Annotated in this window: 14 protein-coding genes; 9 read left to right on the forward strand and 5 right to left on the reverse strand. The window is 66.6% G+C overall.

Annotated elements, in window-relative coordinates; genetic code table 11:
* Positions 1 to 3 precede the first annotated feature (3 nt).
* On the reverse strand, positions 4 to 1,107 hold the full coding sequence (locus BM154_RS04935; RefSeq protein ID WP_074881249.1) for an efflux RND transporter periplasmic adaptor subunit: 1,104 nt from the start codon (positions 1,105 to 1,107) through the stop codon (positions 4 to 6).
* Positions 1,108 to 1,200: 93 nt separating this feature from the next.
* Here BM154_RS04935 and BM154_RS04940 point away from each other — a divergent pair, with 93 nt between their 5' ends.
* The 8 genes from BM154_RS04940 to hutC all read left to right on the forward strand — a co-directional run bounded on the left by BM154_RS04940 (position 1,201) and on the right by hutC (position 10,174).
* Entirely contained in the window at positions 1,201 to 1,836 is a 636-nt protein-coding gene (locus BM154_RS04940) for a TetR/AcrR family transcriptional regulator (protein ID WP_074881250.1), read from the forward strand.
* Between the two features lie 58 nt (positions 1,837 to 1,894).
* On the forward strand, positions 1,895 to 2,266 hold the full coding sequence (locus BM154_RS04945) for a GFA family protein (RefSeq protein ID WP_074881251.1): 372 nt from the start codon (positions 1,895 to 1,897) through the stop codon (positions 2,264 to 2,266).
* Between the two features lie 155 nt (positions 2,267 to 2,421).
* Positions 2,422 to 3,636, forward strand: coding sequence for an imidazolonepropionase (hutI, locus tag BM154_RS04950; protein WP_074881252.1), 1,215 nt, complete (start codon positions 2,422 to 2,424; stop codon positions 3,634 to 3,636).
* Positions 3,626 to 4,576: a formimidoylglutamase gene (gene hutG, locus BM154_RS04955; protein ID WP_074881253.1), complete on the forward strand. Its 951-nt coding sequence runs from the start codon at positions 3,626 to 3,628 to the stop codon at positions 4,574 to 4,576. Before hutI ends, hutG begins: the two co-directional genes overlap by 11 nt.
* An 80-nt stretch (positions 4,577 to 4,656) precedes the next feature.
* On the forward strand, positions 4,657 to 5,982 hold the full coding sequence (locus BM154_RS04960) for a YjiH family protein (RefSeq protein ID WP_074881254.1): 1,326 nt from the start codon (positions 4,657 to 4,659) through the stop codon (positions 5,980 to 5,982).
* 38 nt (positions 5,983 to 6,020) lie between these two features.
* On the forward strand, positions 6,021 to 7,682 hold the full coding sequence (hutU, locus tag BM154_RS04965) for a urocanate hydratase (RefSeq protein WP_074881255.1): 1,662 nt from the start codon (positions 6,021 to 6,023) through the stop codon (positions 7,680 to 7,682).
* 157 nt (positions 7,683 to 7,839) lie between these two features.
* Positions 7,840 to 9,375 carry a histidine ammonia-lyase gene (hutH, locus tag BM154_RS04970; protein ID WP_074881256.1) on the forward strand — a complete coding sequence of 512 codons (1,536 nt, stop codon included), beginning with the start codon at positions 7,840 to 7,842 and terminating at the stop codon, positions 9,373 to 9,375.
* 88 nt (positions 9,376 to 9,463) lie between these two features.
* On the forward strand, positions 9,464 to 10,174 hold the full coding sequence (hutC, locus tag BM154_RS04975; RefSeq protein WP_074881257.1) for a histidine utilization repressor: 711 nt from the start codon (positions 9,464 to 9,466) through the stop codon (positions 10,172 to 10,174).
* Here hutC and BM154_RS04980 read toward each other — a convergent pair whose 3' ends face one another.
* Entirely contained in the window at positions 10,175 to 11,026 is an 852-nt protein-coding gene (locus BM154_RS04980; protein WP_074881258.1) for a LysR family transcriptional regulator, read from the reverse strand.
* Between the two features lie 98 nt (positions 11,027 to 11,124).
* Here BM154_RS04980 and BM154_RS04985 point away from each other — a divergent pair, with 98 nt between their 5' ends.
* Positions 11,125 to 12,090 carry a DMT family transporter gene (locus tag BM154_RS04985; RefSeq protein WP_074881259.1) on the forward strand — a complete coding sequence of 322 codons (966 nt, stop codon included), beginning with the start codon at positions 11,125 to 11,127 and terminating at the stop codon, positions 12,088 to 12,090.
* On the opposite strand, the gene BM154_RS04990 is transcribed toward BM154_RS04985, so the two are convergent.
* From BM154_RS04990 to BM154_RS05000, 3 genes are read right to left on the reverse strand one after another with little or no spacing between them, the layout of a single operon-like run.
* Positions 12,068 to 14,263: a xanthine dehydrogenase family protein molybdopterin-binding subunit gene (locus tag BM154_RS04990; protein ID WP_074881260.1), complete on the reverse strand. Its 2,196-nt coding sequence runs from the start codon at positions 14,261 to 14,263 to the stop codon at positions 12,068 to 12,070. The genes BM154_RS04985 and BM154_RS04990 overlap by 23 nt on opposite strands.
* Positions 14,260 to 15,249, reverse strand: coding sequence for an FAD binding domain-containing protein (locus BM154_RS04995; RefSeq protein WP_074881261.1), 990 nt, complete (start codon positions 15,247 to 15,249; stop codon positions 14,260 to 14,262). Before BM154_RS04995 ends, BM154_RS04990 begins: the two co-directional genes overlap by 4 nt.
* Positions 15,246 to 15,755, reverse strand: coding sequence for a (2Fe-2S)-binding protein (locus BM154_RS05000; protein ID WP_074881262.1), 510 nt, complete (start codon positions 15,753 to 15,755; stop codon positions 15,246 to 15,248). Before BM154_RS05000 ends, BM154_RS04995 begins: the two co-directional genes overlap by 4 nt.
* Positions 15,756 to 15,904 lie beyond the last annotated feature (149 nt).

Below are 15,904 nucleotides of genomic sequence, written 5' to 3' on the forward strand. Positions count from 1 at the left end.
CGCTTACTCCTTGGCAGCCAGGTCGACGGCGCGGTTCTGCCGGTCCACCGGGCGCACCTGCTGCCCATCCAGCAGCACCTGCACACCGGCCACCACCACCCAGTCGCTGGCCGTCAGGCCGTCGAGCACCGGCACGCTCTTCTCGCCATAGGCACCGACCCGCACACTGGTGCGCTTGAGCTTGGACGTCTGTGGGTCGACCACCCAGACATAGGGCTGGCCCTGTTCCGCACTCAGCGCCGACAACGGTACCGCCAGCGGCACGTCGCCATTGCGGGCGATAAAGACTCGGGCGCTCTGCCCAAGCTCGACCTGAGCGTACGACTGTTGCAAGGCGATGCGCGCCGCGTAGGTGCGCGAGCGTGAATCGGCTGCCGGTGACAGCTCACGCACGCGCCCGGCCAGCTGCTGGCCGGGCTGCGACCACAGCTCCACGGCCACCTCCTGGCCGATGGCGAGGTTTCCGATCGCCTGCTCGGGCAGGTCGATCGCCACCTCGCGCTCGCCGTCGGCAGCCAGCACGAACACCGTCTGCCCGGCCGCCACCACCTGCCCGACCTCGGCACGGCGCTGCACGATCACCCCACTCTGCGGCGCTTTCAACACGGCATAGCCAGCCTGGTTGTCGGCGACGTTGAGCTCGGCGCGTACCTGGCGCAGGCGCGCTTCGGCAGCGCGATAGGTGTTTTCGGCGTTGTCGGCCAGGGATTTGCTGATCATCCCGCGCTGTTGCAGGGTGCGATAACGGTCGCGCTCGGCGCGCGCCAACTGCAGGTTGGATTCGGCCGATTGCAGCTGGGCCCGGGAGGCGTCGAGCTGCAGGCGTACGTCCTGCGGGTCCAGTTCGGCCAGTGGCGCATCCTTGTCGACCCGCTGGCCCACCTCGACCAGCCGCCGGGTCACCTTGCCGCCGATGCGGAACGCCAGTTCCGGCTCCAGCCGCGCTCTTATCTCGCCTGGGTAGGAGTCCACCTGCTCCGCCGCCAACTGCGGCTGCGCCACCATGGCTGGGCGAATGCCTGGCTGCGGCGCCTGGGTATCGCTGCAGGCAACCAGAGACAGGGCCAGGCACAGGGGCGCAAGGCGAGACAGAGCATGGCGAGACATGATGAGCGTCCTTTCAGCGGGAACTTTTTAATATTTGTACTGCCGGGTATATTAAAAATAGCGTACTCGGCAGTCCAGTATTAAAATCGCCTGATGTCAGACATTTCATTGCCCCCCAGCGGCCCTGGCCGCCCCAAGGATCTTGCCAAGCGCGAAGCCATTCTCGAAGCGGCCAAATGCCTGTTCCTGCGCCATGGCTACGCCGGCAGCAGCATGGACGCCATCGCTGCCCACGCCGGGGTTTCCAAGCTCACGGTGTACAGCCACTTCACCGACAAGGAGACGCTGTTCTGCGCGGCGGTGAAGGCCAGGTGCGAGGAACAGCTACCCGAGCTGTTCTTCGAATTTCCCGCCGGCGCAACCGTGCATAGCGTGCTGCTGAACATTGCCCGTGGCTTCATCCAGCTCATCAACAGCAGCGAATCAGTCGACCTGCACCGTCTGATGACCAGCCTTGGCGCCCAGGATCCGCAACTGGCGAAAATCTTCTACGAGGCGGGGCCACAGCGCCTGCTCAGCGAAATGGAGCGCTTGCTAGGCCAGATGGACCAGAGCGGCCAGTTGCGTATTGAGTCGCCGAAGGTCGCTGCCGATCAGTTCTTTTCCCTGCTCAAGAGCTGCGCCAACTTTCGCCTGCTGATCGGCTGTGGCGAGCCGGAAACCGAGGCGCAGCAGGAGCAGCACGCCCGTGCCACCGTCGAGATGTTCCTGCGCGCCTATCGCCCCTGAGTCGCCGAGCGCTCACCTGCTGCTATGGTTTCTGCCATGAGCCTGCAGGAGGTGCGATATGGATCGATTCGGCGGCGGTTGTCTGTGCGGACAGGTACGCATCGAGGCACTGGGGCAGCCTGAGCGAGTCGGCATCTGCCATTGCCTCGACTGTCGCAAGCATCACGGTGCGCTGTTCTATGCAGCTGCCATCTATCCCCAGCACGCCGTGACGGTCAGCGGCGCAACCAGCAGCTACGCCGGGCGCCACTTCTGCCCACGCTGCGGCTCATCGGTATTCGCCCGCAGCGGCGAGGAAATCGAAGTGCATTTGGGCGCTCTCGACGCGCCCGATCAGCTGCAACCGACCTATGAGTGCTGGACGAGCCGGCGTGAAGCCTGGCTGCCGGCCTTTGCCGTCAGCAAGCGCTATCCCAAGGATCGTTCCTGAGCCGCCAACCCGCTGCCGGCCATGCTGCAGCCCTCAAATGTATATACATAAACAGACCGGCACTCATGCCCCGCTGACCTTTTGATGGTCAGGCACTTGACCATTTCTGGCCTTTCCCTTAATTGTATATACATTACAAGAAAGGGCGATCTGCAATGGCTTCTTCTCAAACCACCCGCTGGCTCTGGCGCAACGTCACGTTGTTCGACGGGCTCGAACAGCTTCCCGAACCAATGGTCGTTCTGGTCGAACAGGGCCGCGTGGCTGGCCTGTGGCCGGAAAGCGGCTTCGACCCGAGCCTGGCCCGCGGCGCCAAGGAAGCCGCCAGCGGCGGCGTGATGACGCCGGGGCTGGTCGACTGCCATACCCACCTGGTTTACGCCGGTGATCGAGCCGGTGAATTCGAGCAGCGTCTGGAAGGCGTCAGCTACGAAACCATCGCCCGCAATGGCGGCGGCATCCTCAGCAGCGTGCGCGCCACCCGTGCGGCCAGCGAGGATGAACTGATCGCCGCCAGCCTGCCGCGTCTCGATGCCCTGCTGGCCGATGGCGTGACCACGCTGGAGATCAAGTCCGGCTATGGTCTGACCGTTGCCGACGAATTGAAGATGCTGCGCGTGGCCCGCCGCCTCGGCGAGCTGCGCCCGGTCCGGGTGCTCACCAGCCTGCTCGGTGCCCATGCCTTGCCGCCGGAATATGCCGGCCGCGCCGACGATTACGTAAGCCTGGTCTGCGACGCGATGATCCCGGCTGCTGCCCGTGAAGGCTTGGCCGATGCAGTGGATGTGTTCTGCGAAGGCATCGCCTTCTCCCCGGCCCAGTGCGAGCGGGTTTTCCAGGCTGCGCAGCGCCATGGCCTGGCGATCAAGGCCCATGCCGAGCAATTGTCCAACCTTGGCGGCAGCGCCCTGGCCGCAAGTTACGGCGCGCTGTCGGCCGACCATATCGAATACCTGGATGAAGCCGGTGTGCAAGCCATGGCCGAGGCCGGCACGGTCGCCGTGCTGCTGCCCGGGGCCTTTCATGTACTGCGCGAAACCCAGTTGCCACCTATCGAACTGCTGCGCCGGTACGGAGTGCCCATGGCCGTGGCCAGCGACGCCAACCCCGGCACCTCACCGATCTGCATGCCGACGCTGATGGCCAATCTGGCCTGCACCCTGTTTCGTTTGACCCCGCGCGAAGCCCTGGCCGGCATGACCGCCCATGGCGCTCGCGCCCTCGGGCTGGGGCTCGGCCGCATCGCCGTCGGCGCGCCGGCCGACCTGTGCCTGTGGGATATCCAGCAACCGGGCGAACTGGCCTACGCGGTGCAGGCCGGCCGCCTGCGCCAGCGCGTGTTCAACGGAGAGGTGGCTTATGCTCGCTGATCGTCACAGCATGGCCGCCTGGAGCGGTCGCACCGACCCCGAAGCCGACAGCGCGCGCTGGCACCAACGCATCCAGGCGCTGGCCGAAGACAGCCAGCCGGGCCTGGCGCTGTTGGGTTTTGCCTGCGACGAAGGCGTGCGCCGCAACCAGGGTCGCGTCGGTGCTGCCGCTGCGCCGCAAAGCGTGCGCAAGGCGCTGGCCAACCTGGCCTGGCATCGCCAGGCGCCGGCCTATGACGCCGGTGACGTGACCTGCGAGGACGCTGACCTGGAAGCCGCGCAGGCGCGTCTCGCCCACAACGTCTGCGCCCTGCTGGACGCCGGTCATCTGCCGCTGGTGATCGGCGGCGGCCATGAAGTGGCGTTCGGCAGTTGGTCGGGCCTGGCCGAGCACCTCAGCGGCCAAGCCGCTCCACGGATGGCCGCCCCACGTATCGGCATCATCAATTTCGACGCCCATTTCGACCTGCGTGATCCGACCCATGTGCATTCCTCGGGCACGCCCTTCGCGCAGATCGCCGAGCAGTGCGCCGCACGCGGCTGGCCGTTCCGCTACGCCTGCCTCGGTGTCAGCCGCGCCAGCAACACCCGCGCACTGTTCGCCCGCGCCGCCGAGTTGAACGTGCTGGTGCGCGAGGATCACGAGATCCGTGAATCGACTCTGGAATACATCGGCGCCGAGCTGGAGGCCTTCGCCGCCGAGTGCGACGCGCTCTACCTGACCCTCGATATCGACGTGCTGCCGGCTTGCGAAGCGCCGGGAGTCAGTGCGCCGGCCGCCCGTGGCGTGCGTCTGGAAGTGCTGGAACCGCTGCTTGAACGGCTCAAGGCCAGCGGCAAGCTGCGCCTGGCCGACCTGGCCGAGCTCAACCCCGACTACGACATCGACAACCGCACCGCCAAGGTGGCGGCGCGGCTGATTCATCTGCTCAGCCTCTGAGCCTGACGCTTTCCCGCACAACAACAATTACGAGGAAACCCCGATGTTCACCACCGCCCGCCGCGGCCAGGAGCCGCGCCATGTCTGAGCCGCTGCCCTTGAACGCCCGCGTGTCCCGCCCGCGCGCCCTGGCGCGCTTGCTGGGCTACAGCCTGATCGGCCTAGTGCTGTTCTTCGTGCCGCTCGAGATCGCCGGGCGTTCGACCATCCTCCTCGATCATGCCGCCAGCGCCCTGCAACTGCACGTGCGGCCGCTGGTGATCGGCCTGGCGCTGTTGTTCATGCTCTACGGCGCGCTGGCGCCCTGGCTGGACGGCAGTTGGCGGCGCAGCCTGACCCACAGCGTATTCAGTGTGCTCAAGGTGTGCGGCCTGCTGATCGGCGCCGCCTACCTGCTGCAGCTCGGCCCGCAGGCGCTGTACCAGCCGAACATGCTGCCATTCCTGTTCGAGAAGCTGGTGCTCAGCCTGGCGCTGATCGTGCCGCTGGGTTCGCTGGCCCTGGTGTTCCTGATCGGCTTCGGCCTGCTGGAGCTGATCGGCGTGCTGATGCAGCCGGTGATGCGGCCGATCTGGCGCACGCCGGGCAAGTCGGCCATCGACGCCGTGGCCTCCTTCGTCGGCAGCTACTCGGTGGGCCTGCTGATCACTGACCGCATGTACCAGCAGGGCCATTACAGCGTGCGCGAGGCGGCGATCATCGCTACCGGCTTCTCCACGGTGTCGGCGCCGTTCATGGTGATCATCGCCAAGACCCTGGGCCTGATGGAGCAGTGGAACCTGTACTTCTGGGGCACCATGGCCGTGACCTTCACCGTGACGGCGCTGAGCGCGCGGATCTACCCGCTGTCGCGGCTGCCATCCGAGTCCACGCCCGAGGCGCAACTGCAACCCGGTGAAAGCCGCCTGGGCAGCGCCTGGCGCGCCGGCATGCAGCAGGCCAGCATCGCACCGTCGCTGGGCGCGGCGCTGCGCGAAACCTTCGTCGATGGCCTGCGCATGACCGCCGCCATCCTGCCGAGCATTCTCGCCGTCGGCCTGCTCGGGCTGCTCGCCGCCAAGTACACGCCGCTGTTCGACGCCCTCGGCCTGCTGCTCTACCCGCTGACCTGGCTGTTCGGCCTGGAAGAACCCATGCAGGTGGCTCGCGCCCTGTCCGCCGGCCTGGCGGAGATGTTCCTGCCGGCGATGCTGCTCAAGGACGCCGACGTGCTGGTGAAGTTCGTCACCGCCGTCGTCTCGGTCAGCAGCGTGCTGTTTCTCTCCGCCTCGATTCCCTGCGTGCTGGCCACGCGGATTCCCCTGAGCCTGGGGCACCTGCTGCTGATCTGGCTGCAGCGCACCCTGCTCAGCCTGCTGCTGGCCATCCCCCTGGCCTACCTCGCCCGATTTCTGGGTTGGCTCTGACCGCCCACCCTTGATCCGTTCCCACAGGAGCCCGCACCATGACCAAGTTCCGCGACACCGAAATCCGCGCCCCGCGCGGCACCACGCTTACCGCCAAGAGCTGGCTGACCGAAGCGCCGCTGCGCATGCTGATGAACAACCTCGACCCGGACGTGGCCGAGAACCCCAGGGAGCTGGTGGTCTACGGCGGCATCGGCCGTGCCGCGCGTAACTGGGAGTGCTATGACAAGATCGTCGAGAGCCTGACCAACCTGAATGACGACGAGACCCTGCTGGTGCAGTCCGGCAAGCCGGTCGGCGTGTTCAAGACCCACGCCAATGCACCGCGCGTGCTGATCGCCAACTCCAACCTGGTGCCGCACTGGGCGAGCTGGGAGCACTTCAACGAGCTGGATGCCAAGGGCCTGGCCATGTACGGCCAGATGACCGCCGGCAGCTGGATCTACATCGGCAGCCAGGGCATCGTCCAGGGCACCTACGAGACTTTCGTCGAGGCCGGTCGCCAGCACTACGCCGGCAACCTCAAGGGCCGCTGGGTGCTGACCGCAGGCCTGGGTGGCATGGGCGGTGCCCAGCCGCTGGCCGCCACCCTGGCCGGCGCCTGCTCGCTGAATATCGAATGCCAGCAGAGCAGCATCGATTTCCGCCTGCGCAGCCGTTACGTCGACGAGCAGGCCACCGATCTGGACGACGCCCTGGCGCGCATCGCTAAGTACACCGCTGAAGGCAAGGCCATCTCCGTAGCGCTGCAGGGCAACGCCGCCGAAATCCTCCCGGAGCTGGTACGTCGTGGCGTACGCCCGGATATGGTCACCGACCAGACCAGCGCCCACGACCCGCTCAACGGTTACCTGCCGATTGGCTGGAGCTGGGCCGAATACAGGGATCGTGCAGCCACCGATCCGGCTGGCGTGGTCAAGGCTGCCAAGCAGTCCATGGCCGTGCACGTGCAGGCCATGCTCGACTTCCGGAAGATGGGCGTGCCGACCTTCGACTACGGCAACAACATCCGCCAGATGGCCAAGGAAGAAGGCGTGAGCAATGCCTTCGACTTCCCCGGCTTCGTGCCGGCCTATATCCGCCCGCTGTTCTGCCGCGGCATCGGCCCGTTCCGCTGGGCGGCGCTGTCCGGCAACCCCGAGGACATCTACAAGACCGACGCCAAGGTCAAGGAACTGATTCCGGACGACGCCCACCTGCACCGCTGGCTGGACATGGCCCGCGAGCGCATCGCCTTTCAGGGCCTGCCGGCGCGTATCTGCTGGGTCGGCCTGGGGCAGCGCGCCAAGCTCGGCCTGGCCTTCAACGAGATGGTGCGCTCGGGCGAGCTGAGCGCGCCGGTGGTGATCGGCCGCGACCACCTGGACTCAGGCTCGGTGGCCAGCCCCAACCGCGAGACCGAGGCCATGCAGGACGGCTCCGATGCGGTGTCCGACTGGCCGCTGCTCAATGCCCTGCTCAACACCGCCAGCGGCGCCACCTGGGTGTCGCTGCACCACGGCGGCGGCGTCGGCATGGGTTTCTCCCAGCATTCGGGTATGGTCATCGTCTGCGATGGCAGCGATGAAGCAGCCGCGCGCATTGCCCGCGTACTGTCCAACGACCCGGGCACCGGGGTGATGCGTCATGCCGATGCTGGCTACCAGATCGCCATCGATTGCGCCCGTGAGCAGGGTTTGAATCTGCCGATGATCGGCTGAGAGCATGTCCACAGTCTGCTGCGCGTCGGCCAAACGGCGTTGCAAACGACTTCGGACTGCTCATTTACAGCTCGTAAACTCCGCGTCCTCAGCCATTTGCGCCACCGTTTGGCTCTAGCTCGCGAGACTTTGAACACGCTCTTTGGACACACACCTCATGACCACCCTGAACCTGAAACCCGGCCAACTGACCCTGGCCGACCTGCGCGCCGCCTACCAGGCTCCCGTGCACCTGAGCCTGGACGCCAGCGCCCACGAGGCCATCGACGCCAGCGTCGCCTGCGTCAACCGGATCATCGCCGAGGGCCGCACCGCCTACGGCATCAACACCGGCTTCGGCCTGCTGGCCTCCACGCGCATCGCCAATACCGACCTGGAAAAGCTGCAGCGCTCGCTGGTGCTGTCCCATGCCGCCGGCATCGGCGAGCCGCTGAGCGACGCCATGGTGCGGCTGATCATGCTGCTGAAGATCAACAGCCTGGCGCGCGGCTTCTCGGGCATCCGCCGCCAGGTGATCGACGCGCTGATCGCCCTGGTCAACGCCGAGGTCTACCCGCATATCCCACTGAAAGGCTCGGTCGGCGCCTCCGGTGACCTGGCGCCGCTGGCGCATATGTCGCTGGTGCTGCTCGGTGAAAGCCAGGCGCGGCACCAGAGCCAGTGGTTGCCGGCCAGCGAGGCGCTGGCCATCGCCGGCCTGGAGCCAATGACCCTGGCCGCCAAGGAGGGCCTGGCCCTGCTCAACGGCACCCAGGTGTCCACCGCCTACGCCCTGCGCGGCCTGTTCGAGGGTGAGGACCTGTACGCCGCGGCCAGCGTCTGCGGCGCGTTGAGCGTCGAGGCGCTGCTGGGTTCGCGCTCGCCCTTCGATGCGCGCATCCATGCCGCCCGCGGCCAGCGCGGGCAGATCGACGCGGCGGCCGCCTTCCGTCACCTGCTCGGCGACAGCAGTGAGATCGGCCGCTCCCACGCCGCCTGCGACAAGGTGCAGGATCCCTATTCCCTGCGCTGCCAGCCCCAGGTCATGGGCGCCTGCCTGACCCAGCTGCGCCAGGCCGCGGATGTGCTGGCAGTGGAAGCCAACGCGGTCTCCGACAACCCGCTGGTATTCGCCGCCGAAGGCGAGGTGATTTCCGGTGGCAACTTCCACGCCGAGCCGGTGGCCATGGCCGCCGACAACCTCGCCCTGGCCATCGCCGAGATCGGCGCGCTGTCCGAGCGGCGTATCTCGCTGATGATGGACAAGCATATGTCGCAGCTGCCGCCGTTTCTGGTGGCCAACGGAGGCGTGAATTCCGGCTTTATGATCGCCCAGGTAACGGCGGCAGCCCTGGCCAGCGAGAACAAGGCACTGGCCCATCCGCACAGCGTCGACAGCCTGCCGACTTCGGCCAACCAGGAAGACCACGTGTCCATGGCCCCGGCTGCCGGCAAGCGCCTCTGGGACATGGCGGCCAACACCCGTGGCGTACTGGCCGTGGAGTGGCTGGGCGCTTGCCAGGGCCTGGACTTCCGCGAGGGCCTGCAGAGCACGCCAGCGCTGGAGCAGGCGCGCCAGGTGTTGCGCGCCAAGGTGCCGTACTACGTCGAGGACCGTTTCTTCGCCCCGGACATCGCCGTCGCCGACGAGCTGCTGGCCGAACGGGTGCTGACGCCGTTGCTGCCGGCCGGCATGTTGCCTTCGGTAGGCTGATGCGCCTGGCTCGCGCCCGCTCCCGCAAGTGGGAGCGTGGCGCCAGCTCCGCTATCATCCGCGCACCGGGCATTACCAAGGAGTTGCCGTGACCAGTCCCACCCCGCGCTACAAGGCCATCGAGGATTTTCTGCTCGAGCGCATCGGCAACGGTGACTACCCGCTGCATCACCAGATTCCCCCCGAAGAACAGCTGGCCAGGGATTTCTCGGTCAGCCGCATGACCGCCAACAAGGCCATCAACAATCTGGTGCAACAGGGCTACCTGATTCGCCAGGCGGGCCTGGGCACCTTCGTTACCGACCGCAAATCCGAGTCCTCGCTGCACGAGGTGATGAACATCGCCGCCGAGGTGCGCGCCCGCGGCCATACCTATTCCAACCGCATCCTGCGCAGCGAAGCGCTGGCCGCCGATGACGAGGTGGCGTTGCGTTTGGGCCTGCGCATCGGCGCCGAGGTATTTCACAGCATCCTCGTGCACCTGGAAGACGGCGTGCCGATCCAGCTCGAGGATCGCTTCGTCAATCCGCGCTGGGTGCCCCATTACCTGAGCAGCGACTTCTCGAAGCAGACACCCAACGAAGTGCTAGTCGCCAGTTGCCCGATCAGCGACGTGGAGCATGTAGTCGAGGCCGTGCACGCCGACGCCCGTACTGCCGAATGGCTGGACATCGCACCGGGCGCCGCCTGTCTGTCGATGATCCGCCGCACCTGGTCGAACGAGCACCTGATCAGCTACGTGCGGCTGATTCACCCGGGCGAACGCTACAAGCTGCGCTCGAGCACCAAACACCGCTGATCACAGGCGAAAGTGCTGATGAATGGCCTGAGCCAATAGCTCCAGGGCCTCGTCGTGCTGTGCCTGGGCCGAGCGCAGGAACATCACCTCATGCTCGGCGGCCTGGGGCAGCTCCTCGACGATACGCATGAGGCTACTCATCTTCGCGCGGTCCATCAGGGTGATCGCCAGCCCCGACTCGACGCAGGCCCTGATAGCCTGGCTGGACGGGCTGTCGAGCACTACCCGCCAGCTGTAGCCGGCCGCTTTCAGCGACTCCAGCATCAGGCTGCGGTACGGGCAGTCGGCCGCGTGAATGGCCAGCGGGATGATGCCCTTTGCCGCCTGCGGACGGGATGCCGCTGCGACCCATACCGGCGTGGTGGCGACCAGCACCTGAGCCCCCTCGCGCTGCCCCAGCGGCAGGGTGAGCACCGCGCCGTGCAGCTTGCCGGCCTGCACCTGCTCGCGCAGCGTATAACTGGGCGCGGTCTTCACCTCCAGTACCACGTTGGGCCAGGCCGCCGCGAAAATAGGCAGGATGTCGCGGATCACATGGGCGGCGTATTCGTCGGGTATCCCCAGGCGGATGCGCCCGACCAGTCGCGGGCCCTGCAACTCGGCGAGCACCCGATCGTGAGTGCTGAGCAGTTCGCTGGTCGAGCGCAGCAGCCGCTTGCCCAGCACCGTCAGCGCCACCGACTGGTTGTCGCGGTCGAACAGCCGGCCACCGGCGACCGTCTCCAAGCGTTGGATATGAACGCTGATCGCCGCCGGGCTCTTGTGCAGCTGTTCGGCAGCCGCCTTGAAGCGCCCGCTGCGCGCCACAGCATGGAAGGTGCGGATCAGCTCGATGTCGAGTACGGCATTCATCGTTCAATAATTCCGAACCACTGATTAAATATATTTTGATTTATTAGATTACCCCGCTTTCGTAGCCTGCACCTACACCCTTTATCCGGTCATCCCTCATGTCCGTTACCCATACCGCTCGCCTCTGGCCCATCGCCATTCCGCTGCTGGTGCTCGAAGCGGCCCTGGTGGTGATCTGGAGTTCGGGCTTTATTGGCGCGCGCTTCTCCATCGACCATGCGCCGGCCATGCTGGTGGTGTTCTGGCGCAGCCTGCTGTTCGTGTTGCTGCTGGCGCCCTGGGCATTGCCGCGCCTGCGCCATGCGTCGCCTGCCACGCTGCTGCGCCATGCCGGTATCGGTCTGCTGGCGATGGGCGGTTACCTCGCTGGCGTGGTTCAGGGCATCGCCCTCGGCGTGCCGGCCGGGCTCGCCGCCCTGCTGGCCGACCTGCTGCCCATCGGCGTCGCACTGCTCAGCGTGCTGGTGCTCCAGCAGCGCCTGGGCTGGCGTACCTGGCTCGGCCTGATCACCGGCCTGACCGGCGTGGTGCTGGCCACCTCCGATGCACTGGCCTGGGGCGATGCGCCATTGTGGGTCTACGGCTTGCCGCTCCTCGGCATGCTCTCGCTGGCGGTCGCCACCCTGTGGCAGAAACGCACCAAGGCCGCGGCGTCCCTCGACCTGCTCGGCAACCTGTGGCTGCAATGCTGCATCTGCTGCGTGCCGTTCGCACTGCTGGCCGCCATGGACGGCAGCCTGATGCCGGTGCCCTCAAGCGGCTTCGCCCTGAGCGTGCTGTGGACGAGTGTTTCCACCATAGGCGGCTACGGCTTGTACTGGCTGTGCCTGAAGCGCTCGACACCGACGCGGGTGGCCAGCGTGCTGTACCTGAGCCCGGCGCTGACCCTGGTGTGGGCCTGGGCGATGTTCGGCGAGCCGCTGTCCTGGCTGATGGGCCTGGGCACGGTCATTTCGGGGTTGGGGATCTGGCTGGTGATACGCAACGAACCGAGACAGAACGATGACGGGCGCGCCTCGGCGAACCCGTCATCGACAACCGTCAAAGCAGCTTGTCGAGGGTGATCGGCAACTGGCGAATGCGCTTGCCGGTAGCGTGGTAGACCGCATTGGCGACCGCCGCGGCAACCCCGACGATACCGATCTCGCCCACGCCCTTAGAGCCCAGCGGGTTGATGATGCTGTCGTTCTCCTCGACGAAGATCACCTCGATAGCACCGATATCGGCGTGCACCGGCACATGGTAGTCAGCCAGGTTGTGGTTCATGCAGCGCCCAAGGTCATGGTCGATCATCGCCTCCTCGTGCAAGGCCATGCCGATGCCCCACACCACGCCACCGAGAATCTGGCTGCGCGCGGTTTTCGGATTGATCACCCGGCCGGCGGCGATGGCGCTGACCACCCGGGTGACCCTTACCGTACCCAGCGCCTCATCCACCTGCACTTCGACGAATACCGCCGAGTGGCTGGCACTGGCGTAACGCTCGCGCTGTTTGCCGGGCTGCGCCTGCACCTCGGCCTCCAGACTACCGTGCCGAGCGAGTAGCGCGCTCAGCTCGACCGCACGACTGGCATCCTCGCCCTGCTGCACGCGGCCAGCGCTGAAACGCAGCGCCGCACCATCGCTGAACGGCGCCTCCGGCCATTGCCGCGCCGCCTCGCAGAGTTTCTCGGCCAGGGCCAGGCAGGCTTCGCGTACCGCACTGCCCACCGACGATACGGTGAAAGAGCCGCCCTGCAACGGCGCCTGGGGCAGGCTGGAATCGCCAAGGCGGAATTCCACCTGGGACGGCTCCAGGCCCAGCACATCGGCGGCGATCTGGGTCATCACGGTGGCGGTGCCCGGGCCGATGTCACAGGTAGCGCTGGCGACGATCAGGCGGCCATCGGCGGAAAAACTGGCACGGGCACTGGCCGGCATCTGCATGGCTTCCCACACGCCGGTGGCCATGCCGTAGCCGATCAACTGATCGCCCTCACGCATGCTGCGCGGCTGCGGGCTGCGCTTGCTCCAGCCGAAGGCATCGGCACCCTGCTGATAGCAGGCGCGCAGCTCCTTGCTGGAATAGGGTTTGCCTTCGTTCTGGTTGGTTTCGGCGTAGTTGGTCAGGCGCAGTTGCACCGGGTCTACCCCTGCTGCCCAGGCCAGTTCGTCCATTGCCGACTCCAACGCGTAAACGCCGGTAGCAGCGCCCGGCGCGCGCATGTCCAGCGGCGTGTAGACATCCAGCGGCGCCAGCCGGTAGGCCAGGCGCACGTGATCGCAGTGGTAGAGCATCCCCGACCATTCGGCGACGTGCTCGGTGAAGTCCTCGAAGCGCGAGGTCTGGGCGATCACCTCGTGCACCAGGCCCTGCAACTTGCCATTTTCATCGGCGCCGAGTTGCAGATGCTGCACCGCCCGCGGTCGATAGCCGAAGGTGAACATCTGCTGGCGGGTCAGGGTCACGCGCACCGACTGCTGCAACTTCAGCGCGGCCATGGCCGCCAGTGGCAACTGGTACTGCGGGCGCAGGCCGGAGCCGAAGGCGCCACCCACGAAGGAAGACTTGATCCGCACGCGATCCGGTTCGAGCTTGAGCACCTCGGCCAGGTAACGCTGGCTGTTCTGCGGACCCTGGGTCTTGTCGTGCACCAGCAGACTGCCGTCGGCCTGATAGATCACCGTCGAGGCATGGGGCTCCATGGGGTGATGATATTCACAGGGCAGCTCGTATTCCAGCTCCAGACGCACGGGCGCCCCGGCGATCACCCCATCGGCGTCGCCACGTGGCTTGGGCAGCTCGGCCGGCGCGGCATGTGCCGCACTCAGGGCTTCGCGCAGATCTGTAGCATGGGGCTGCTGCTCGTAGCTGATACGCACCAGCGAGCCGGCGTGACGGGCCAACTCCAGGGTATCGGCGACCACCAGGGCCACCGGCTGGCCGCTGTAGCGGATCCGTTCGTTGAACAGCGGGCGGAACGGCGAGCCATCGGCGGCATCGTCGTCTTCGTAGCTCTCGTCGTCCTGAGCCATGGGCGGACGATTGAGGTGGCTGAGCACCAGTTTCACACCGGGCAGCGCCAGGGCAGCCGAGGCGTCGATGGCGGTGATGCGGCCACGGGCGATCACGCTGCAGATCACGCTGCCATGGAGCAGGTCATCGGCCGGATGTTCGGCGGCATAACGCGCCCGGCCGCTGACTTTCAGCGGGCCGTCGACGCGGTCCAGCGGTTGGCCGAGGGTTCGCGCATTCATGGGCGGGCTCCTTCTGCGGCGGTGGTCAGGGCCCGAACCACGGCGCGGCGCGCCAGTTCGACCTTGAAGGAATTGTGGGCCAGCGGCTGGGCATCCTTGACCAGCAGCTCGGCAGCGGCCGCGAAGTGCTCGGGCGTGGCGGGCTGGCCGACCAGGCTGGCTTCCACGTCCGCTCGGCGCCATGGCTTGTGGGCGACGCCGCCCAGGGCGATACGCGCCTGGCGGATCTGCCCGCCCTCGTCCAGCTCGAGTGCCGCGGCTACCGACACCAGGGCGAAGGCGAACGAAGCGCGATCACGCAACTTGAGGTAGGCGTGATGACCGGCGAAGCCTGCGGCCGGCAGCTCGATGGCGAGGATCAATTCGCCTGCCTCTAGCACGGTGTCGCGCTCTGGGGTATCGCCAGGCAAACGATGGAAGTCGCTCATCGGCACGCGGCGCTCGCCCTGCGGGCCGGTGATCACCACCTGGGCATCCAGGGCGGCCAGGGCCACGCAGAAGTCCGATGGGTGCACGGCCACGCAGAGCTCGCTGGCACCGAACAGCGCATGGTTGCGGTTCAGCCCTTCGCGGGCCGGGCAGCCGCTGCCAGGTTCGCGCTTGTTGCACGGTACCTGGCTGTCGTAGAAGTAATGGCAGCGGGTGCGCTGCAGCAGGTTGCCGCCGGCGCTGGCCATGTTGCGTACCTGGGGCGAGGCGCCGGAGAGCAGCGCCTGGGCAAGCAGTGGATAACGCCGTTCGATCTCCGGGTGCCAGGCCAGCTCGGCGTTGCCGACCAGGGCGCCGATGCGCAGGCCGCCGTCGGCGGTGGCGGTCACCTCACGCAGCGGCAGCGCGTTGATGTCGATAAGGCGCTTGGGGCGCACCAGGTTTTCCTTCATCAGGTCGACCAGGTTGGTGCCACCGGCAATGAACAGGCTGTCGGGCCCGGCCAGGCGCACCGCTTCGTCGATGGCCGCAGGCTTGCTGTAGGCGAAGGGGGTCATGGGCGCACCGCCTGTTCGGTTTCGGGCAGTGCTTCTTCGATGGCTGCCAGGATATTGCTGTAGGCGCCGCAGCGGCACAGGTTGCCGCTCATGCGCTCGCGGATATCGGCGGCGTCGCCGACTCGCCCTTCGTTGGCCAGGCCGACCGCCGAGCAGATCTGCCCGGGCGTGCAATAGCCGCACTGGAAGGCGTCGTGCTTGACGAAGGCGCGCTGCATGGGGTGCAGCTCATCACCCGCGGCCAGGCCTTCGATGGTGGTCAGCTCGCGGCCGTCGAGCATCACTGCCAGGGTCAGGCAGGCGTTGACCCGCTGGCCGTCCACCAGCACCGTGCAGGCGCCACACTGGCCGTGGTCGCAGCCTTTCTTGGTGCCGACCAGGTCGAGCTGTTCACGAAGCAGATCGAGGGCCGTGATCCACGGGTACACCTCGACCTGGGTAGGGCTGCCGTTCAACGACAGGGAAATCGTCCGGCGCTCGGCGCCGTCTGTGATGGTCTCGCTCATGGGGCTACCTCGGTTTGCGTGGATGTCTCGTGCATCCGTTCAAAATCTGAGGTAGGTACCGGTAAAACGTTCAGGTTGGATGTCGACCGCAGAGCGATTCGTTTAAACCTGTTCACGATCTTCTTAGGCAACATTAAGGAGACTGCTAC

Source organism: Phytopseudomonas argentinensis, from assembly GCF_900113905.1.
Classification (GTDB): Bacteria; Pseudomonadota; Gammaproteobacteria; order Pseudomonadales; family Pseudomonadaceae; genus Aquipseudomonas; species Aquipseudomonas argentinensis.

Coding starts and splice junctions, on each gene's coding strand:
- hutI (WP_074881252.1), top strand. CDS start 2,422: ATGGCTTCTTCTCAAACCACCCGCTGGCTCTGGCGCAACGTCACGTTG.
- BM154_RS04980 (WP_074881258.1), bottom strand. CDS start 11,026: ATGAATGCCGTACTCGACATCGAGCTGATCCGCACCTTCCATGCTGTG.
- BM154_RS05000 (WP_074881262.1), bottom strand. CDS start 15,755: ATGAGCGAGACCATCACAGACGGCGCCGAGCGCCGGACGATTTCCCTG.
- BM154_RS04985 (WP_074881259.1), top strand. CDS start 11,125: ATGTCCGTTACCCATACCGCTCGCCTCTGGCCCATCGCCATTCCGCTG.
- BM154_RS04990 (WP_074881260.1), bottom strand. CDS start 14,263: ATGAATGCGCGAACCCTCGGCCAACCGCTGGACCGCGTCGACGGCCCG.
- BM154_RS04940 (WP_074881250.1), top strand. CDS start 1,201: ATGTCAGACATTTCATTGCCCCCCAGCGGCCCTGGCCGCCCCAAGGAT.
- BM154_RS04995 (WP_074881261.1), bottom strand. CDS start 15,249: ATGACCCCCTTCGCCTACAGCAAGCCTGCGGCCATCGACGAAGCGGTG.
- hutG (WP_074881253.1), top strand. CDS start 3,626: ATGCTCGCTGATCGTCACAGCATGGCCGCCTGGAGCGGTCGCACCGAC.
- BM154_RS04945 (WP_074881251.1), top strand. CDS start 1,895: ATGGATCGATTCGGCGGCGGTTGTCTGTGCGGACAGGTACGCATCGAG.
- hutH (WP_074881256.1), top strand. CDS start 7,840: ATGACCACCCTGAACCTGAAACCCGGCCAACTGACCCTGGCCGACCTG.
- BM154_RS04935 (WP_074881249.1), bottom strand. CDS start 1,107: ATGTCTCGCCATGCTCTGTCTCGCCTTGCGCCCCTGTGCCTGGCCCTG.
- BM154_RS04960 (WP_074881254.1), top strand. CDS start 4,657: ATGTCTGAGCCGCTGCCCTTGAACGCCCGCGTGTCCCGCCCGCGCGCC.
- hutU (WP_074881255.1), top strand. CDS start 6,021: ATGACCAAGTTCCGCGACACCGAAATCCGCGCCCCGCGCGGCACCACG.